The sequence below is a fragment of the Rhodoferax sp. genome (assembly GCF_028715765.1).
Lineage (GTDB): Bacteria > Pseudomonadota > Gammaproteobacteria > Burkholderiales > Burkholderiaceae_C > Rhodoferax.
The window spans coordinates 1-18,692 of sequence record NZ_JAQURE010000014.1 but is presented as its reverse complement, the minus strand read 5'-3'; the positions used below and the strand labels follow the sequence as shown (position 1 = coordinate 18,692).

Here is an 18,692-nt window from a genome sequence, read left to right as displayed (position 1 = left end):
ACATGCAAGCACTCTGGATGGTGTTGGCGGCTTTCTTTTTTGCCAGCATGGCGGTGGGCATCAAAGTGGCCTCGGGCAGCTTTGGGCTGGCTGAACTGGTGTTTTACCGTGGTGCCATCAGCGTCATCTTCATGGCACTGGTGCTGCGCGCGCGGGGCACAGCGCTGGCCACGTCGGTGCCGTGGATGCACGCCTGGCGCACCATGATTGGCGTGTTTTCACTGGCCACCTGGTTTTACGCCATTGCCCACCTGCCGCTGGCCACCGCCATGACGCTGAACTACATGAGCGGCGTGTGGGTAGCGGCTTTTGTGGTGGGGGGTGCCGTGCTCTACAGCCAAACCAACGGCAAAAACGGCGGCGTTGACCGTGGCCAGGGCGCGCTGATGGCCACGGTACTGGCGGGCTTTGCCGGTGTGGTGATGTTGCTGCGCCCCACGCTCGACCAAAACCAGCTGTTTGCCGGGCTGGTGGGGCTGCTCTCTGGCATGGGGGCGGCGCTGGCCTACATCCAGGTCACCGCGCTGGGCAAAGCGGGCGAGCCCGAAGGCCGCACGGTGTTTTATTTTTCAGTGGGCACCACCGTGGCAGGGCTGCTGGGGGTGCTGCGTGACGGCTTCACGCCTTGGCACAATGTCAGCTGGCAGGCTGCTGCCTGGTTGGTGCCCATTGGCGTGCTGGCCACGCTGGGGCAGTGGAGCATGACCCGCGCCTACAGCCGTGGCGCCACCTTGCTGGTGGCCAATTTGCAATACGCTGGCATTGTGTTTGCCGCGCTTTACAGCTTGCTGCTGTTCGACGACCAGATTTCTTGGTTGGGCTGGGTCGGCATGGGGGTGATCATTGCCAGCGGTGTGGCTGCTACCATCTTGCGCACCCGCGCCCTGCCCCGCGCCCCCGCTGAAGAACACTGAGCCCGACCCGCTGTAACTGAACGGTTCAAAATCCAGCCAAACCCCTCAAGGATCACCATGACAGCCCTCACCAGCCCTTTGATTTCTGTGACCCAGTTGCAAGCATTGCAAGCCAGCGGCCAGCCTTGCCTGGTGTTTGACTGCAGTTTCGAGCTGATGCAACCCACCCAGGGCGATGCCCAATACGCCAGTGGCCACATTCCAGGTGCGGTGCGTGCCGACCTGGACCGCCATCTCAGCACCCATGGCGCACCCGACGCTGCCAGCGCAGGCCGCCACCCGCTGCCGGCGCTCGACACTTTTGCTACTTGGGTGCGCAGCATGGGAGTCACGCCGCAGACACAAGTGGTGGTGTACGACCGCCAAGGCGTCAACTACTGTGGCCGCCTGTGGTGGATGCTGAAATGGCTGGGGCATGAGGCGGTGGCCGTGCTCGACGGCGGCTGGCAAGCCTGGCAGGCCAGTGGCGCAGCTGTGGAATCGGGCACACCAGCAGCCCCAAGCCCTGCTGAAATTTATAGATCAAATGACCCTTTAGCGCCCGCAGAATATGCGCTTATAGCTACTGAAACCATTGCAATCAAATTGGGCAAACCAAGCCTGACATTGATTGATGCGCGCGGTGCAGCGCGTTACCGAGGCGAAGTGGAACCGCTTGACCCGGTGGCCGGGCACATTCCGGGGGCGTTGAACCGGCCTTTTACCGACAACCTGGATGCCCAGGGTTTCTTCAAACCCGCCAGCCAGTTGCGTGCCGAGTTTGAAGCCTTGCTGGCTGGCCGCGACCCCGCCAGCGTGGTGCACCACTGCGGCAGCGGTGTCAGCGCCGTGCCCAACTTGATTGCCATGGAAGTGGCTGGCCTGGGGCGCACCGCACTGTATGCCGGCAGTTGGAGCGCCTGGTGCAGCGACCCCACCCGCCCGTGTGCCCAAGGCTGATATCCACCATGCCACCCTCATCCACCCTGGCCACGGCCTTTGCCGCACCGCCCCGGCGTAAGCTGCCCATTGGCATTCAGACTTTTTCTGAAATCATTGGGGAAGGCCACTATTACGTGGACAAAAGCGGGTTCGCGATCCGCCTGGCAAATGAAGGTAAGTACTACTTTTTAAGCCGCCCGCGCCGCTTCGGTAAAAGCCTGTTTCTGGACACGCTGCGCGAGATGTTTGAAGGCAACCAGGCGCTGTTCAAGGGGCTGGTCGCTGAAACCGGCTGGGACTGGTCGCAAACCTACCCGGTGATTCGCATCAGTTTGGGTGATGGTGTGCTGAAAACCCGCACAGAGTTGAACCAGCGCATCGGTGAAATATTGCTCGACAACCAGCGTCGACTGGGTGTGGTCTGCACGCACCAAAGCCTTGGGGGGCAATTGAGCGAACTCATTGCCCAAGCCCACCAAAAAACCGGCCAGCGTGCCGTGGTACTGATTGACGAATACGACAAGCCGATTCTGGACAACATCGAGCACAGTGCCGCCGCCCTGGAAATGCGCGAGGGGCTTAAAAACCTCTACTCGGTGCTCAAAGGCTCTGACGAGCATTTGAAGTTTGTCTTTTTGACGGGGGTGAGCAAGTTCAGCAAAGTCAGCCTGTTTTCGGGCTTGAACAACCTGACAGACATCACTTTGGACGAACGCTACAGCGCCATTTGCGGCTACACCGACGCAGATGTCGACAGCGTGTTTGCCCCAGAGCTGCCCGGGCTTGACCGGGAGCAGATTCGCCAGTGGTACAACGGCTACAACTGGCTGGGCACACCGGTCTACAACCCGTTTGGCTTGCTGCAGCTGTTTCGCACCCGGCAAATTCGCCCACACTGGTTCGAGACCGGTACACCCACGTTTTTGATCAAGCTGCTGCAACAGCGCCAGCAGTTCACACCCGATTTGAGCCGCATCGTGGCCTCAGAGGCGTTGCTGTCAACCTTTGATGTGGACAACATCCCGGTCGAGGCGCTGATGTTTCAGGCGGGTTACCTGACCATTGCCGAGGTCTGGCAGGTGCCTGGGCAAATGGAGCTCACGCTCAAATACCCCAACCTTGAAGTGCAGTCAGCCCTGAACAACAGCCTGCTGCAAAGCCTCACAGGCAGCCTGGCCGGGCCGGGGCAACATCTGAGCAAGCTCTACAAACTGTTGGCCAAGCCAGACTTTGCTGGCCTCAAAGCCCTTTTTCACGCCTTCTACGCCAGCATTGCCAATGACTGGTACCGCAAAAACGAGTTGAGCCACTTTGAGGGCTATTACGCCAGCATCTTCTACAGCTACTTTGCTGCGTTAGGGCTGGACATACAGCTTGAAGAGGCCACCAACGTGGGTCGCATCGACATGACCGTGCTGTTCAACGGCCAAGTGTTTTTGTTTGAATTCAAAGTGGTGGAGTTGAACCCGGCGGGCAAGGCTTTGCAGCAAATCAAAGACATGCGCTACTTTGAAAAATTCATGAGCCGGGGCGAACCGGTACACCTGATTGGCGTGGAGTTCAGCAAAGCCAGCCGCAATATCGTTGGTTTTGAGGTTGAAACGCTACAAATAAGCTAGCTTCTTACGCTTATCCAGTAAGCGCTAGAGGCTGATTTCTTATATAAAAATTCAGCATTTTCTAAAAACTATTCCCATCCGTACGCAAAGCCTTTCATGCCGCAAACCCGCCTTTTCCTGGAACAAGCCCTGCGCCTGGCAGAGCAAAGCCTCTACCTCACCGCGCCCAACCCGCACGTGGGTTGTGTGCTCACATCCCGCCAAGGCCAGGTGATTGGGCAAGGCCACACCCAGCGCGCGGGGCAGGCGCATGCCGAAATCATGGCCTTGCGCGACGCTGCCGCCCAGGGCGCGTCGCCACAAGGCGCCACCGCTTACGTCACGCTTGAGCCTTGCGCGCACCAGGGGCGCACCGGCCCGTGCTGCGATGCCCTGATTGCTGCCGGCATTGAAAAAGTGGTGTGCTTGCACACCGACCCCAACCCGTTGGTGGCGGGGCAGGGTTTGGAGCGGCTGCGGGCAGCGGGCGTGGCGGTGGTGCTATGGCCTGAAACCGACCCGTTAACGATTCAAGCCCTGGAGCTGAACATTGGCTTTTTCAGCCGCATGACACGCCAATTGCCCTGGGTGCGCATGAAGATGGCGGCCTCTTTGGACGGCCACACCGCACTGCCCAATGGCCTGAGCCAATGGATCACTTCAAGCGCCGCCCGCACCGACGGCCACGCCTGGCGCGCACGCGCCTGTGCCGTGCTCACCGGCATTGGCACGGTGCTGGCAGACAACCCCAAGCTGGATGTGCGGCTGGTCAACACCCCCCGCCAACCCACACTGGTGGTGGTGGATAGCCGCCTGGAAACACCGCTGGATGCTGCGCTTTTCATAGCTGGTCGTGCTTTATTGATCTACGCTGCAGTCCAAAATGATGCTAAAAAATTGGCCCTTGAAGCACGTGGCGCACAAGTCATTTACCGGCCTGGCGCCACGCCGGAGAGCGGCTCAAAAGTTGACCTCAAGGCCATGTTGCACGACCTGGCCCAGCGTGAAATCAACGAGCTGCATGTCGAAGCTGGTTTCAAGCTCAACGGTTCGTTCATTCGCGAAGGCTTGGTGGACGAATTTTTGATTTACCTGGCACCCAAGCTGCTCGGCGCTGGTGCCGGCATGGCGCATTTTGGCCCGCTCGCCACGCTTGACGACGCTGTGCAATTGAATATCCAAAGCCTGACGCAAATCGGGCCAGATGTGCGGCTGGTGGCGCGGTGGGTGAAGTGATCTTTCAACGATGCAGTTGCAATTTTTGCATCCATGAGGTCAAGCTGAGCCTTAAGCCAACCTCCCCAAAGCAAGTTTTAGCGCAAATCGCTAGACTCAAATCCTCTTTTTTCAACCCCACATCACCTCTATGAACATTCAACCTTTGCGCCTGGCTGGTTTGTTACTGGCTTTTTGGGGCGGCACTGTCAGCATGGCTGCCACGCCCAACCCGCCCGCCAGCACGGCCACCAGCCCAAGCGTGGCACCGGCAAGCTGCCCCGCCCTGCTGAAACACACCTTCAACCGGCTGCAAGACGAAGCGCCACAAAACTTGTGCCAATACGCCGGCAAGGTGGTGCTGGTGGTCAACACCGCCAGCTTTTGCGGCTTCACCGGGCAATATGAAGGGCTGGAAGCGCTGTACGCCACCTACAAAGACAAAGGCTTGGTGGTGCTGGGCTTTCCGTCCAACGACTTTGGCAAACAAGAGCCTGGCAGCGACAAAGAAATTGCCGATTTTTGCTACAACACCTACGCCGTCAAGTTCCCCATGTTTTCCAAATCTGTGGTTTCCGGTGCCAACAGCAACCCGCTCTACCAAGACCTGGCCAAAGCCACCGGCAAAACCCCGCAGTGGAATTTTTACAAATACCTGATCGACCGCAATGGCCGGGTGGTCGACAGCTACAGCAGCTTGACCGGACCGCAAAGCGGCAGCTTGGTCTCAGCCATTGAAAAATTGCTGTAAAAAGCGTTAATGGACAAACTGCGCATCGACAAATGGCTGTGGGCGGCACGGTTTTACAAAACCCGCAGCTTGGCCAGCGAGGAGATTGACAAAGGTCGGGTGCTCGTCAACGGCGTGGCCGTCAAACCCGCGCGTGAAGTCAAAGCGGGCGACCTGGTGGCCTGCCGCACGGGTCAAGTCACCCGCACCGTGACCGTGCTCGCTGTCAGCGACAAGCGCGGTCCAGCACCTCAAGCCGCGCTGCTTTACCAAGAAACGGTGCAGTCGGTGCAGCTGCGCCAGCAAGCCGCAGAACAACGCCGCTTGGCGCCCGAGCCCGCTTTGGCCTTGACCCAAGGCCGCCCCACCAAACGTGACCGCCGCGACACTGAAAAACTGCGCGGTGGACAATGGAACGAGCGCTGGAGCGCCTCCGTTGACGCACCCCGCCCGCCCCATCCAACCTTTCCCACCTGGTGATGACCTCTATTTCTACTGCCACCGCTGCCCTGGCGACAGCCGAGAGTTTGAACCGCGACTGCTTTTGTCGCACCTTGAACACCGAGCGCTTGCGTGAACAGCTTGAAAGCGAGCCCAGCCTGCAAGGGCTGATGAGCCACCTCAGCCAAACCCGGCCGCATTTGTTTTCTGCCACTGTGGTGTTCATCGCCAAGGCTGTGCAGCAGCAAATCAGCGCCACAGTGGCCGCCATTGAGCGCGTGGCCACCCTGCCCGGCTACCAAGTGCAAGCCTTGTCCAGGGCTGACGCTTCAGCCCAGCACAACTTGGGGCCGCTGGGGGCGTGCATGGGCTACGACTTTCACCTCAGCGCACAAGGGCCGCAGCTGATTGAGGTCAACACCAACGCCGGTGGCCTGCTGCTCAACGTGGCACTGGCGCGCGCGCAAGAGGCCTGCTGTGAAGACCTGAACTGGGCTTTTGCCTCAACCGCCCGGCGCGATGTGTTGCGGCAAGACATCTTTGGCATGTTTGCCGCTGAGTGGCGTCTGCAGCGCGGTACCCTGCCCTGGCGCTCGGTGCTGATTGTGGACACTGACCCGACCAACCAATATTTAGCTCCCGAGTTTGAACTGTTTCGCCAGCTGTTTGCCCAGCATGGCCTACGCGCCGCCGTGGCCGACCCCAGCGCTTTAAGCTGGCAGCACGGCAAGCTGATGCACCAGGGGCAAGTGGTGGACATGGTCTACAACCGCTTGACCGACTTCTACCTCACCGACCCCGCCCACTTGGCCTTGCGCCAGGCGCATGAAACCAATGCCGTGGTGCTGACCCCGCACCCGCGCGCCCATGCCTTGCTGGCCGACAAGCGCAACCTGATTGCTTTAAGCCAAGACGAGCTGCTGTTGGCCTGGGGTGCCTCGACGGCAGATCGCGCGCTGCTGGCTGGCAGCGTGCCCGCCACCCGGTTGGTGACGCATGAGCGGGCGGATGAGCTGTGGGCACAGCGGCGCAACTTGTTTTTCAAACCGGTGGCCGGCTTTGGTGCCAAAGCTGCTTACCGTGGCGACAAACTCACCAAACGCGTGTGGGGTGACATTTTGGAGAGCGACTTTGTGGCGCAAGCGCTGGTGCCACCCAGTGGCCGCATGGTCGAGGTTGATGGCGTGCCTACCGATTTGAAGTTTGACATTCGCGCCTACACCTACGGTGGTCAGGTGCAACTGCTGGCGGCACGCATGTACGCTGGGCAAACCACCAACTTTCGCACCCAGGGTGGCGGTTTTGCCCCGGTGATTGTGGTGCCCGACCCGGAGGCTGCCTGATGTGCGGCCTGTGCGGCGAACTGCGCTTTGATGGCCATGCCCCTGACATGGCGGCTATCAGCCGCATGTCTGACAGCTTGGCGCGGCGCGGGCCTGACCATGCTGGCAGCTACCAAGACGGCGCGTTGGCATTTGGCCACCGGCGCTTGGCCATCATTGACCTGTCTGCCCACGCACACCAACCCATGGTCGACGCGGCGCTGCAGCTGGCCCTGGTGTTCAACGGCACCATTTACAACTACCGCGACTTGCGCACCGAGTTGGCGGCAATGGGCTACCGCTTTTTCTCAGAGGGCGACAGTGAAGTGATTTTGAAGGCCTACCACGCCTGGGGCGACCAGTGTGTGACGCGCTTCAAGGGCATGTTTGCCTTTGCCATTTGGGATCAACGCAGCGGCCAATTGTTTTTGGCGCGTGACCGTTTTGGCATCAAACCGCTCTACCTCAACACCACCAGCCAGCGCCTGCGCTTTGCCTCCAGCTTGCCGGCCTTGCTGGCCGGCGGCGGGGTGGACACAGCCATTGACCCGGTGGCGCTGCACCACCATTTCACTCTGCACACCGTGGTGCCGGCACCGCGCACGCTCTTGAAAGGTGTGCGCAAGCTGGCACCCGCCAGCACCCTGCTGCTGAACCCAGACGGCAGCCAGGTCGAGCAGGTGTACTGGCGCTTGAATGCCACCCGCCCTGCCACCCCTTTGACCGAGTCGCAATGGCTGGAGGCCACCCGCAGCCTGCTGCGCGCCAGTGTGCAACGCCGCCTGTTGGCGGCAGACGTGCCGGTGGGTGTGCTGCTGTCGGGCGGGCTGGATTCGAGCTTGCTGGTGGGCTTGTTGGCGGATCAGGTGAAAGACCTGCGCACCTTCTCCATTGGCTTTGAAGACCTGGGTGCGGGGGCTGAAAAAGCCGACGAATTCGAGTTTTCAGACCACATTGCCAAGCACTTTCACACCCGCCATCACAAGTACAGCATTCCCAACATCGAGGTCATGGCGCGCCTGCCCGAGGCCGTGGCGCAAATGACTGAGCCGATGGTCAGCCACGATGTGATTGCGTTTTATTTGCTGGCGGAGCGGGTGTCGAAAGATGTCAAGGTGGTGATGAGCGGCCAAGGGGCTGACGAAGTTTTTGGCGGCTATTTTTGGTACCCCAAAATGAATAGCAGCCTAGGCACACCACTAGAGCGCTTCAGCCAAAATTACTTTGACCGCGACCATGCTGAATACCGGCAAATGATCGCCCCCGCGTTTGCGGTGGACGATGTCACCTCAGCCCTGATTGCCGCCGAGCTGGGCAAGCCCGAGGCCGATGAATTTTTAGACCAGGTGTGGCGGCTGGATGCCACCACGCTGATTGTGGACGACCCGGTCAAGCGCGTTGACAACATGCCGATGGCTTGGGCCCTGGAGGTGCGCACACCGTTTTTAGACCACGAACTGGTGGAACTGGCGGCCCAGATGCCCCCCGCGCTCAAACTCAAAGAAGGTGGCAAGTTTCCGCTCAAAGCCATCTCACGCGGGCTCGTTCCCGATGCCGTCATTGACCGCCCCAAAGGCTATTTTCCAGTGCCTGCGCTCAAATATGTGCGCGGCTCGTTTTTGGACTTGATGCGCAACATCTTGACGTCGCAAGCCTGCATTCAACGCGGCCTTTACCAACGCGACTATGTTGAAAAACTGCTGGCCAACCCCGAAGCCCCCGAGCACTTCACCCGCATCAACGGCAGCAAATTGTGGCACCTGGCGCTGCTGGAGTGGTGGCTGCAGGTGCATGTGGATGGTGCGGTCACATTTGCCAGCATTTGACTCGTGTGTAACCCACGGCGACTTCAGTCCAGCACTGCGGCATAGACCAAGCTTCTGAACAGCATGCGGTAGTACTCCCGCTGGTTGGGGGCTTGCAGCATCAAAATGCCAAACAAGTCCAGCGCTGGGTCGACAAAAAACGTGGTGCCCGCCAAACCGCCCCAGAAATAAGTGCCCGGTGAGCCCGGCACTGGTGCACCGCCCAGCTGCCGGCGCACGGCAAAACCCAAACCAAAGCCGTGCCCCGCGGGCAGCAAGGCTTGTGACCCGGCACTGAACACCGGTAAGTTGCCCAAATGGTCAGCGGTCATGAAATCTACTGTGCGCGGCGCCAGCAGTTGCCCCCCGGGCATGCGCCCCCGGCTCAACAAGCACTGCAAAAACCGGGCGTAGTCCATGGCAGTAGAGGTCAAACCACCACCCCCTGAGGCCAGCGCCGCGGGCGCGCGCACATCCATCACCCGCATTTGTACGCCACCATCAGGATCGCGGGCAAAGGGCTCGGCAATCAGGTCATGGTGCGCATCTTCCACATGGAACGCGGTGTGCGTCATGCCCAGGGGTTCAAAAATGTGCGCTTGTAAAAAGTCTGCCAGCGGCTGACCACTGACCACCTCAATCACCCGCCCCAGCACATCGGTGGCACGGCTGTATTCAAACGCTGTGCCGGGCTCGCACACCAGCGGCAGGCCAGCCAGTTGCTGGGTGAAGTCAGTCAAACTGCGCTCTCTGGCGCCGATGCGCAACTGGGTGTATTGGCGTTGCACCGGGCTGGACCCCAAAAATTCATAGGTCATGCCAGCGGTGTGGCGCAGCAAGTCGTGCACGGTGGCGGCTTTGCTGACGTTTTGCACCTGCAACGTGCCATTCACCAAAGTAGCAACCTGCTGCGCACCAAATTCTGGCAAATAGCGCGACACCGGGTGCGCCAGCAACAGCTGCCCGCGCTCCATCAGCATCATGGCGGCGACCGAGACAATCGGTTTGGTCATGGAATAAATGCGAAACCGGGCATCTAACGTCATGGCTGAGCCACTGACCGGGTTGCACTGCCCGACGCAGTCAAGCAGTGCCAACTGGCCGTGCCGCGCCACCACAGCCACCGCGCCAGGCAGGCGTTTTTGCGCAACTTCAGACTGCAACAGCGCCATCAAGTGCTGCAAGCGGGCGGCGTCAAGGCCGATTTCTTCAGAGGGAACTTGGTTTAAATTCATAGGGTTTTTAAGTTAATTTGATAGCTGTCTGTGCTTTATTTATATGCGCTAAAGACCTAAAGCATGCATTAAAAAATTAATAAAAAGCATAGCAACTTATGACGCAGTCAATTGTCCTGACAGCCAGAATGCGGAACGCATGGATTCTGCCCAAGGAGGGCAGACCAGATCATCAGCCAGCTCGTTCGTCATGCTCGTAGTCTGGCAGCCGTGCCCCACATTGGCGGCAAAAATTGGCATCAGGCATGTGGCCTTCGGTCAAGCATTCCTGGCAGGTGCGGGTGGTGGTGGGGGTTTGGCGTGCATACGCCATCTCAGCCGTGACAATGCCAGTGGGCACCGCCAAGGTGCCCCAACCTAGCAACATCATCATGGATGCAATCAGCCGACCCACATCGGTTTTGGGAGTGATGTCACCAAAACCCACCGTGGTCATGGTGGTGATGGCCCAGTAGATTGACACGGGAATGCTGGTGTAGCCATTGGCCGGCCCCTCCACCACATACATCAGCGTGCCAATCACCAGCACAATCATCATCACCGCTGCCAAAAACACCATGATCTTGCGCTGGCTGGCTTGCAGCGCCAAACCAATCGTCTGAAATTCAGACACATAAGCAGTGAGCTTGAACACCCGAAACACCCGCAGCAGCCGCAAGATGCGCACATCAATCAGCACCGCCACTTCGGGAAACAACAGCGCCAGATAGGTGGGTAACAGCGCCAGCAGGTCAATCAAGCCGTAAAAACTCAAAGCGTAGCGCAGCGGATGGCGCACACACACCAGCCGGGCCATGTATTCGAGCGTAAAAATCAGCGTGAACAACCATTCCGCCACATACAGTTCTTGGTGAAAACGCGCGCTGATGCCCTGCACGCTGTCGGCAATCACCACCGCCACACTGGCCAAAATGATGGCAATCAACGCTTGGTCAAACCAGCGGCCTGCACGGGTATCCGCCTCAAAAATAATGGTGTAAACACGCAAGCGCCAGCCGGTCAGCGGCTTGCCCAAATGGTTATGGATGTTGGACATGGTGATGTAACAAATAATTCATGAACCGTGATGATGGCATGGAAACTGCTTAAATCACAGCACTTACCAAAGTCGATAAGCTTATGAGCAAAACGCATACCGTTCAAGCGTAAACCCGTAGCAAGTGCGGTTGAGCGTACTGGTAAAGTGACAGCCTTGTTGACGCAGCCCTGACAGGCCTCAACATTATTTTTTTCATCAACTGGAGTCTAAAAAACATGCGCATCAATCAAGTAAAAACACTGGCTGTCGTTGCAGCCGCCTTGGGGACTTTGGCTGCCTTGCCGGTGCACGCTGGTAAAACGCTCGACGGCATCAAAGCCCGTGGTCAAGTGGTGTGTGGCGTCAATACCGGCCTGGCCGGTTTCGGTGCGGCTGATTCGGCCGGTAAATGGAGTGGTCTGGATGTTGACATGTGCCGCGCAATGGCTGCCGCCACCTTGGGCGATCCCGAAAAAGTGAAATATGTGCCGTTGAATGCCCAGCAGCGCTTTACGGCACTGCAGTCTGGCGAAGTGGATGTGCTATCGCGCAACACCACCTTCACCTTGACCCGTGATGCCTCTTTGGGCATGAACGCCACTGCGGTCACCTATTACGACGGCCAAGGCTTCATGGTGCCGGTCAAGAGCAAGATCAAAAGCGCCAAGCAGCTCAAAGGTCAAACCGTGTGCGTGCAATCTGGCACCACCACTGAGAAAAACCTCACCGACTATTCCAAAGCCAACGGCCTGAACATCAAACCGGTGGTGTTTGAGAAGCTTGAAGCTGCTGAAAACGCCTACTTCACTGGTCGTTGCATTGCCTACACCACCGACGCCTCTGGCTTGGCATCGACCCGCAACAAAGTGGCCAAAGACCCCAAAGAACACATCATTTTGCCTGAGCTGATTTCCAAAGAGCCCCTGGGCCCGATGGTGCGCCGGGGTGATGATGAGTGGTTTGCCATTGTCAAATGGACCATCTACGGCTTGATTGAAGCTGAAGAATATGGCATCACCCAAGACAACGTGCTGGCGCTCAAAGCCACCAGCAAAGACCCTGTGGTGCAACGTATTTTGGGTAGCTCTGAAGACACAGGCAAACTGCTGGGCTTGAGCCGCGACTGGATGGCCAATGCCATCAAGGCCACCGGCAATTACGGTGAGATTTTTGAACGCAATGTCGGCCCCAAATCACCTTTGGGCTTGCCGCGTGGTGTTAACAACCAGTGGAACAAAGGCGGCTTGATGTACGCCTACCCGGTGCGTTAATTCAACTACCCGCGCAAAAGCGCCGCCTGATGTCGCCACGAGCGAATCAAGCGGCGTTTTGCATTCAGGCATCCAAGTCGATGCCTTTGATGTGTCTTTATCAGCCGCCACATGGCCTCGAGCACAATGAAATCAAACCTTCCTCCCCCAAAAAATAACTGGACCTGGCGCAGCCAGGCCTTCCGCGGGCTGATCTACCAAGTCATCGCCGTGGCACTCATTGGTGCCATGGTCTGGTATTTGGCTCACAACACCCTGACCAACATGCGGGTGCGTGGCATTCAAAGCGGTTTTGACTTTTTAAGCCAAGCTGCTGGCTTTGACATTGGTGAGAGCCTTTACCCTTTTGACTCATCACAACCTTATTGGCAGGCATTTTTGGTGGGTGTCACGAACACGCTGCGGGTGGCAGTGCTGGGCATCATTTTGGCCACCGTGCTGGGCACCTTGCTCGGTGTTGGGCGCTTTTCACGCAATGCCTTGGTGCGTGGGCTTTGTCTGAGTTACGTTGAATTTTTCCGCAACATTCCGGTGCTGCTGCAGTTGCTGATGTGGTACGTGATCATGACCGAGGTGTTGCCAGCCACTTCAGAGGCCTGGCAAGTGGGACATTTCTTTTTGAGCAAAGGCGGCATCAACTACCCCATTCCGGTGTGGCAAACCGGGCAACTCTGGGCCGCTTACGGTCTGTTACCGGGCGTGCTGCTGGGTTGGTTTTACCGTCGTTGGGCCGTATCAAAGTTTGAGGCCACGGGTCAAGCGCGCAGTCTGGTGGTGATGCCGCTGCTGATTGTGTTGCTGACCAGCGTGGCGGGCTGGGCTTTGGGTGGCGCACCCACTGAATTCAACTATCCGTTTCGGGGTGAATTTTCAGTCGAGCAAGGGGGCGCGCTCACACCTGAATTCATGGCCGTGCTGATGGGGCTCACGCTCTACACTGCGTCATTCATCGCCGAAGTGGTGCGGGGTGGCATTGCCTCAGTGGCACGCGGTCAAAGCGAAGCTGCTTCCGCCTTGGGGTTGAACAAAGCTCAAGAAATGCAGTTGGTCATGCTGCCACAAGCGCTACGGGTGATCATTCCGCCGCTGACCAACCAGTACCTGAACCTGACCAAAAACTCATCCTTGGCGGTGGCCATTGGCTACCCTGATGTGGTGTCGATTGCCAACACCGCGCTCAACCAAACCGGGCGTGCGGTGGAATGCATTTCAATCGTCATGCTGGTTTACCTGATCACATCTTTGGGAACCGCCTTGCTGATGAATTGGTACAACAGCCGCTCGGCCATCAAGGAGCGCTGAGATGAAAGACACAATGAACACAACCGTTTTTCAACCGATTGCCCCACGCCCAGCACCGGTCAACACCGAAGGCCCGGTGGCCTGGGTCAAAACCAACTTGTTTGGCGACTGGAAAACCTCGCTGGCCACCTTGGTGATTGGCAGTGTCTTGCTCTGGCTGCTGCCGCAAATCTTGAACTGGGCGTTGATCAAAGCCGTGTGGGTGCCCAGTTTTGAAGCCTGTCGCGCTGAAGGAGCCGGTGCTTGCTGGGGCGTAATTGCCGAAAAATACCGCGTCATCCTCTTTGGCCGCTATCCCTTTGATGAGCAATGGCGGCCACTGATTGCGACCACGTTGCTGGTGGGTTTGCTGGTGTTTAGCTGCATGCGCATGGCCTGGAAAGCCTGGCTGCCTGTGCTGTGGGTGGTCATCTTGAGTCTGTTTTTTGCCTTGATGTATGGCAACACCTTGGGCTTGAGCAAGGTTGAGACGGATCGCTGGGGTGGGCTGCCCCTGACGATTTTGTTGGCTTCGCTGTCGCTGGTGATGTCATTCCCGTTGGCCTTGCTGATTGCCTTGGGGCGGCGCTCCAATTTGCCTGCCATTCGCAGTTTCTGCACCATTTATGTCGAATTGATTCGGGGCGTGCCGCTGATCTCAGTGCTGTTCATGGCCTCGTTCATGTTTCCGCTGTTCATGCCACCCGATGTCAAGATTGATGTGCTGGTGCGGGTGCTGGTGGGCATCACGCTGTTTGCAGCGGCTTATTCTGCCGAGGTGATTCGTGGTGGCTTGCAAGCCGTGCCCAAAGGTCAGGTGGAGGCGGCGGCCACGCTGGGCTTGAGCTACTGGCAAACCCAGCGCAAGATTGTGTTGCCACAAGCTTTGGCCATGGTGGTGCCAGGCATCATGAACAACTTTATTTCCACTTTCAAAGACACCTCGTTGGTGACCATCGTGAGCTTGTACGAACTCACCGGCGCCATGAGTCTGGCGCTGAACTCTGATGCCGACTGGCGCCCCTTCACCATTGAAGGCTATTTTTTCATCGCGTTGATTTACTTTGTGTTTTGTTTCTCGATGTCGCGCTATAGCCATTGGGTAGAAACGCAAGTCAACAAGAGCAAACTTAGATAACTTGCGGGACAGACCAAGATTTGAGAAGCAAATTTGCTCTGTCCTCAACTGATTAAAACTGGAACAATCATGGCTGAAACTTCTACCCCCTCCCCCATCATCACGTTTGACAAGGTCAACAAGTGGTACGGCAACAGTTTTCATGTGCTGCGCGACATTGACCTCAGTGTGGCCAAAGGCGAGCGCATTGTGATTTGCGGGCCTTCTGGCTCGGGCAAATCCACCCTCATTCGCTGCATCAATCGACTTGAAGAGCACCAACAAGGCCGTCTGGTTGTGGACGGCACCGAACTCAGTGACGATGTCAAAGCCATTGATGCCGTGCGCAAAGAAGTCGGCATGGTGTTCCAGCAATTCAATCTGTTTCCACACCTGACCGTGCTGGAAAACCTGACGTTGTCACCCATGTGGGTCGGCAAGATGCCCAAAAAAGAGGCTGAAGAAAAAGCCATGATGCAACTCAAAAGGGTGCGCATTGCCGAGCAAGCGGGCAAATATCCGCTGCAACTCTCAGGCGGCCAGCAGCAGCGTGTAGCCATTGCCCGCGCGCTGTGTCTCAGGCCCAAAATCATGCTGTTTGATGAACCCACCAGCGCACTTGACCCTGAAATGATCAAAGAAGTGCTGGACGTGATGATTGCCATGGCTGACGAAGGCATCACCATGCTGTGCGTGACGCACGAAATGGGCTTTGCCAAAGCCGTGGCCGACCGAGTGATCTTTATGGATCAGGGGCAAATCGTCGAACAAAACAACCCGCACGATTTCTTCAACAATCCGCAAAGCGACCGCAGCAAAGACTTTTTGTCGAAGATTTTGGGGCATTGAACTGCCCAATTCAATTTCAGCCAACTTGCGAGTAGCTATGCTAAACATAGCTTCTAACGCTTATTTGAAAAGCGTTACAGGCAGATTTAGCTCCCAGCCACTTTCATCCGCTTGAGCAAGATTGAACCCACGGTTTTGGCACCATAGTTGTAGCTGTCGGCCCCTACCGCGACGATGTCTTTGAGCATCTGGCGCATGTTGCCAGCCACCGTGATCTCGTGCACCGGGTAGGCAATGCGGCCTTTTTCGATCCAAAACCCGCTGGCACCACGAGAATAGTCGCCCGTGACCGGGTTCATGCCGCTGCCCATCAGCTCGGTCACAAACAAACCTGTGCCCAGCTTCGCCAGCATGGCATCCAGATCATCGCTTGGTTGCGTCAGGCGCGAGATCAGCGTCAGGTTGTGTGAGCCGCCAGCATTGCCAGTGGTTTTCATGCCCAATTTGCGAGCCGAGTAGCTGCCCAAAAAGTAACCTTGCACTTTGCCCGCCTCTACCACGCTACGGGCGTGTACGCGCACGCCTTCATCGTCAAACGGAGAGCTGCCTTTGCCGCGTTTGACAAACGGGTCTTCTGCAATATCAATGTGTTTAGGCAACACTTGCTTGCCCAAACTGTCCATTAAAAAACTGCTTTTGCGGTACAGTGCGCCGCCACTGAGGGCTTGCACCAAGCTGCCCAACAAGCCAGCGGCCAAGGGCGACTCAAACAACACCGGGCATTCGGTGGTGGCCAACTTGCGAGCCTGCAGGCGGCTCAATGCGCGCTCTGCCGCATAGCGGCCTACTGCCTCGGGCGAGGCCAATTGAGCCGCATCGCGCTGCGAGCTGTACCAATAATCGCGCTGCATGTCGTCGCCCTTGCCCGCAATGGGCGAGACCGATATAGAGTGGCGCGAGCTGGCGTAGCCGCCCCGAAAGCCGTGCGTGTGCGCGGTGAAAAAATGCGACTGCTGTGCCGACACAGCGGCGCCCTCGCTGTTGGTAATGCGCTTGTCAACCGCCATGGCAGCGGCCTCGGTTTGCAAAGCCAACTGCGCTGCTTGAGTGCTGGTGATGTCCCAGGGGAAAAACAACTCAAGATCACTGCGCTGCTCAGCCGGCTGGGCAATGTCTGCCACATCGGGCAAGGCTGAAAACGGGTCTTCCGCAGTGAAGCGGGCAATGTCAAACGCCGCTTCCACGGTTTGTGCAATGGCAGCCTCTGAGAAATCGGATGTGCTGGCGTTGCCCCGGCGCAGCCCCACATGCACGGTGATGCCCAGTGACTTGTCGCGGTTGCGCTCCACATTTTCAAGTTCACCCAAGCGCGCCGACACGCTCAGGCCACAGCCCTCGCTGGCGTGAGCAGCGGCATCAGTGGCTCCAAGCTTTTTGGCATGCGCCAGCGCGCTGTCCACCAAACCTTCAAAAAAAGTGCGGCTGTAGGCAAAACCTTGTTCAGCTTGAGAAAGAGTGGAGGCAGTCGCACGCAATGCGGACGATTTGGAAGAAGGTGAGTTGGATTTTTTCATGGCGCAGCTATGATACTTGGCTATGTCAAGAAAACTTAAAAAAGGCTATTTTGTCCGCGGTGAGTTCGTAGCCGAGGGCAGCGAACGCGATATTGAGCTCAAAGCCGAGCTCAAAGGCACCGACGAGCAAAGCCGCACCGATCTGAAACGCGAAAGCACCGAGTTACAAAAACTGGGTGTAGAACTGCTGACCCTGCGGCCAGATTTGCTGGCGCGACTGGAATTGTCTGAAAAACTCCAGGATGCCATTGCAGAGGCCAAGCGCATCACCAACTTTGAAGGCAAACGCCGCCTGATGCAGTACATCGGCAAGATGATGCGCAAACTCGAACCCGAGGTGTTGGAAGCCGTCAAAAAAGCGCTAGACGAACAAGCCAATGGTTCCAATGCCGAAAAACTGGCGCTGCATCAGGCCGAAGTCTGGCGCGACCGCCTGATTTCCGACGAAGACGCTGTTGCCCAGTGGATCAACCTGAACCCTGGCTGCGACACCCAGCAACTGCGTGCCTTGACCCGCCAGGCACGCAAAGATGCCCAACCTGAAAAGCCCGGTACCGCCGTGCGCCATGGCCGCGCTTACCGTGAAATTTTTCAACTTGTGCGCGAAGCGCTGAGTGCGGTGCCCCTGCGCGAACCCGAAGCAACTGTGTTCAACCCCAGCCATGAAGCCTGATCGCCATGAGCACTCTCACTCTCACCCCCAACCCCTACCCTCCCATAAAAATTGGCATTGTGTCGGTCAGTGACCGTGCCTCTGCTGGCGTATACGTTGACAAGGGCTTGCCGGCACTTCAATCATGGTTAAGTCGTGCACTTAAAAACCCGTTGCAATTTCAACCACGCCTGATCCCTGACGAGCAAGCAGCTATTTCCGCTGCCTTGATTGAACTGGTGGATGCCGGTTGTGCCCTGGTGCTGACCACTGGTGGCACAGGGCCGGCGTTGCGAGATGTCACCCCCGAGGCCACGCTGGCCGTGGCGCACAAAGAAATGCCAGGATTTGGCGAGCAAATGCGGCAAATCAGCTTGAATTTTGTGCCCACCGCCATTTTGTCGCGCCAAGTGGCGGTGATTCGCCACAACAGCCTGATCATCAACCTGCCGGGTCAACCCAAATCCATTTCAGAAACGCTCGAAGGCCTGCGCAACGCTGAAGGCCAATCGATTGTCCCCGGCATATTTGCCGCCGTGCCCTATTGCATCGACCTGATTGGTGGGCCGTATCTTGAAACAGACGAAGCCGTGTGCAAGGCGTTCAGGCCGAAAACTGCGGTTCGGACTTTTCAATGACGCGCGTTCATCGAATGCCAAAATTTTTGCTCCACGGCACCTGATGTTGCCGCCGACCGAAAACTGAGCCACTTTTAGAGGTTATGCCGCCCCAAAACTGAGCCAGGTGTTTTACTAGCGCTGCCTACTTTTTAGGCAGGAGCAAACAAGGTGATCACCATGGAATTTTTA

At 57.6% G+C, this 18,692-nt stretch carries 17 protein-coding genes; 14 read left to right on the top strand and 3 right to left on the bottom strand.

Annotation, left to right across the window (positions count from 1 at the left end; translation table 11 throughout):
• Positions 1–2 precede the first annotated feature (2 nt).
• The 8 genes from PHT20_RS06860 to PHT20_RS06825 all read left to right on the top strand — a co-directional run bounded on the left by PHT20_RS06860 (position 3) and on the right by PHT20_RS06825 (position 8,967).
• On the top strand, positions 3–914 hold the full coding sequence (locus tag PHT20_RS06860; protein ID WP_300085796.1) for a DMT family transporter: 912 nt from the start codon (positions 3–5) through the stop codon (positions 912–914).
• 57 nt (positions 915–971) lie between these two features.
• Positions 972–1,853 carry a sulfurtransferase gene (locus PHT20_RS06855; protein WP_300085794.1) on the top strand — a complete coding sequence of 294 codons (882 nt, stop codon included), beginning with the start codon at positions 972–974 and terminating at the stop codon, positions 1,851–1,853.
• Positions 1,854–1,861: 8 nt separating this feature from the next.
• Entirely contained in the window at positions 1,862–3,454 is a 1,593-nt protein-coding gene (locus PHT20_RS06850) for an ATP-binding protein (RefSeq protein ID WP_300085792.1), read from the top strand.
• A gap of 96 nt (positions 3,455–3,550) precedes the next feature.
• Positions 3,551–4,669: a bifunctional diaminohydroxyphosphoribosylaminopyrimidine deaminase/5-amino-6-(5-phosphoribosylamino)uracil reductase RibD gene (gene ribD, locus PHT20_RS06845; RefSeq protein ID WP_300085789.1), complete on the top strand. Its 1,119-nt coding sequence runs from the start codon at positions 3,551–3,553 to the stop codon at positions 4,667–4,669.
• Between the two features lie 193 nt (positions 4,670–4,862).
• On the top strand, positions 4,863–5,399 hold the full coding sequence (locus PHT20_RS06840) for a glutathione peroxidase (RefSeq protein ID WP_300085818.1): 537 nt from the start codon (positions 4,863–4,865) through the stop codon (positions 5,397–5,399).
• Positions 5,400–5,408: 9 nt separating this feature from the next.
• Positions 5,409–5,858, top strand: coding sequence for an RNA-binding S4 domain-containing protein (locus tag PHT20_RS06835; RefSeq protein ID WP_300085786.1), 450 nt, complete (start codon positions 5,409–5,411; stop codon positions 5,856–5,858).
• Entirely contained in the window at positions 5,858–7,162 is a 1,305-nt protein-coding gene (locus PHT20_RS06830; protein ID WP_300085783.1) for a hypothetical protein, read from the top strand. The genes PHT20_RS06835 and PHT20_RS06830 overlap by 1 nt, the downstream gene beginning before the upstream one ends.
• Positions 7,162–8,967, top strand: coding sequence for an N-acetylglutaminylglutamine amidotransferase (locus PHT20_RS06825; protein ID WP_300085780.1), 1,806 nt, complete (start codon positions 7,162–7,164; stop codon positions 8,965–8,967). The genes PHT20_RS06830 and PHT20_RS06825 overlap by 1 nt, the downstream gene beginning before the upstream one ends.
• Before the next feature lie 23 nt (positions 8,968–8,990).
• Here the strand turns inward: PHT20_RS06825 and PHT20_RS06820 are convergent, their stop codons facing one another.
• Together PHT20_RS06820 and PHT20_RS06815 are read right to left on the bottom strand one after the other, a co-directional pair.
• Positions 8,991–10,181, bottom strand: a complete 1,191-nt coding sequence (locus PHT20_RS06820) for a serine hydrolase (RefSeq protein WP_301019953.1) — start codon at positions 10,179–10,181, stop codon at positions 8,991–8,993.
• Positions 10,182–10,353: 172 nt separating this feature from the next.
• The gene (locus tag PHT20_RS06815) at positions 10,354–11,217 is read right to left on the bottom strand and encodes an ion transporter (protein WP_301019952.1); all 864 of its coding nucleotides are present in this window, start codon (positions 11,215–11,217) and stop codon (positions 10,354–10,356) included.
• A 218-nt stretch (positions 11,218–11,435) separates the two neighbouring features.
• Here PHT20_RS06815 and PHT20_RS06810 point away from each other — a divergent pair, with 218 nt between their 5' ends.
• From PHT20_RS06810 to PHT20_RS06795, 4 genes are all read left to right on the top strand, one after another.
• Positions 11,436–12,470, top strand: a complete 1,035-nt coding sequence (locus PHT20_RS06810; RefSeq protein ID WP_301019951.1) for an amino acid ABC transporter substrate-binding protein — start codon at positions 11,436–11,438, stop codon at positions 12,468–12,470.
• A gap of 126 nt (positions 12,471–12,596) precedes the next feature.
• Positions 12,597–13,772: an ABC transporter permease subunit gene (locus PHT20_RS06805; protein ID WP_301019950.1), complete on the top strand. Its 1,176-nt coding sequence runs from the start codon at positions 12,597–12,599 to the stop codon at positions 13,770–13,772.
• Positions 13,773–13,785: 13 nt separating this feature from the next.
• Positions 13,786–14,889, top strand: a complete 1,104-nt coding sequence (locus PHT20_RS06800; protein ID WP_300086709.1) for an amino acid ABC transporter permease — start codon at positions 13,786–13,788, stop codon at positions 14,887–14,889.
• A gap of 69 nt (positions 14,890–14,958) precedes the next feature.
• Positions 14,959–15,717, top strand: a complete 759-nt coding sequence (locus PHT20_RS06795) for an amino acid ABC transporter ATP-binding protein (protein WP_300086707.1) — start codon at positions 14,959–14,961, stop codon at positions 15,715–15,717.
• A gap of 86 nt (positions 15,718–15,803) precedes the next feature.
• Here PHT20_RS06795 and pmbA read toward each other — a convergent pair whose 3' ends face one another.
• Positions 15,804–17,231: a metalloprotease PmbA gene (pmbA, locus tag PHT20_RS06790; protein ID WP_301019949.1), complete on the bottom strand. Its 1,428-nt coding sequence runs from the start codon at positions 17,229–17,231 to the stop codon at positions 15,804–15,806.
• A 22-nt stretch (positions 17,232–17,253) separates the two neighbouring features.
• On the opposite strand from pmbA, the gene yjgA reads away from it, so the two are divergent.
• Positions 17,254–17,904 carry a ribosome biogenesis factor YjgA gene (yjgA, locus tag PHT20_RS06785; RefSeq protein WP_301019948.1) on the top strand — a complete coding sequence of 217 codons (651 nt, stop codon included), beginning with the start codon at positions 17,254–17,256 and terminating at the stop codon, positions 17,902–17,904.
• A 5-nt stretch (positions 17,905–17,909) separates the two neighbouring features.
• Positions 17,910–18,521: a molybdopterin adenylyltransferase gene (gene mog, locus PHT20_RS06780; RefSeq protein ID WP_301019947.1), complete on the top strand. Its 612-nt coding sequence runs from the start codon at positions 17,910–17,912 to the stop codon at positions 18,519–18,521.
• The last annotated feature ends 171 nt before the right edge of the window (positions 18,522–18,692 follow it).

Bases quoted from the DNA above. Each gene is read 5' to 3' on its own strand.
- PHT20_RS06860 (WP_300085796.1), top strand. From the start codon at position 3: ATGCAAGCACTCTGGATGGTGTTGGCGGCTTTCTTTTTTGCCAGCATG.
- PHT20_RS06855 (WP_300085794.1), top strand. From the start codon at position 972: ATGACAGCCCTCACCAGCCCTTTGATTTCTGTGACCCAGTTGCAAGCA.
- PHT20_RS06850 (WP_300085792.1), top strand. From the start codon at position 1,862: ATGCCACCCTCATCCACCCTGGCCACGGCCTTTGCCGCACCGCCCCGG.
- ribD (WP_300085789.1), top strand. From the start codon at position 3,551: ATGCCGCAAACCCGCCTTTTCCTGGAACAAGCCCTGCGCCTGGCAGAG.
- PHT20_RS06840 (WP_300085818.1), top strand. From the start codon at position 4,863: ATGGCTGCCACGCCCAACCCGCCCGCCAGCACGGCCACCAGCCCAAGC.
- PHT20_RS06835 (WP_300085786.1), top strand. From the start codon at position 5,409: ATGGACAAACTGCGCATCGACAAATGGCTGTGGGCGGCACGGTTTTAC.
- PHT20_RS06830 (WP_300085783.1), top strand. From the start codon at position 5,858: ATGACCTCTATTTCTACTGCCACCGCTGCCCTGGCGACAGCCGAGAGT.
- PHT20_RS06825 (WP_300085780.1), top strand. From the start codon at position 7,162: ATGTGCGGCCTGTGCGGCGAACTGCGCTTTGATGGCCATGCCCCTGAC.
- PHT20_RS06820 (WP_301019953.1), bottom strand. From the start codon at position 10,181: ATGAATTTAAACCAAGTTCCCTCTGAAGAAATCGGCCTTGACGCCGCC.
- PHT20_RS06815 (WP_301019952.1), bottom strand. From the start codon at position 11,217: ATGTCCAACATCCATAACCATTTGGGCAAGCCGCTGACCGGCTGGCGC.
- PHT20_RS06810 (WP_301019951.1), top strand. From the start codon at position 11,436: ATGCGCATCAATCAAGTAAAAACACTGGCTGTCGTTGCAGCCGCCTTG.
- PHT20_RS06805 (WP_301019950.1), top strand. From the start codon at position 12,597: ATGAAATCAAACCTTCCTCCCCCAAAAAATAACTGGACCTGGCGCAGC.
- PHT20_RS06800 (WP_300086709.1), top strand. From the start codon at position 13,786: ATGAACACAACCGTTTTTCAACCGATTGCCCCACGCCCAGCACCGGTC.
- PHT20_RS06795 (WP_300086707.1), top strand. From the start codon at position 14,959: ATGGCTGAAACTTCTACCCCCTCCCCCATCATCACGTTTGACAAGGTC.
- pmbA (WP_301019949.1), bottom strand. From the start codon at position 17,231: ATGAAAAAATCCAACTCACCTTCTTCCAAATCGTCCGCATTGCGTGCG.
- yjgA (WP_301019948.1), top strand. From the start codon at position 17,254: ATGTCAAGAAAACTTAAAAAAGGCTATTTTGTCCGCGGTGAGTTCGTA.
- mog (WP_301019947.1), top strand. From the start codon at position 17,910: ATGAGCACTCTCACTCTCACCCCCAACCCCTACCCTCCCATAAAAATT.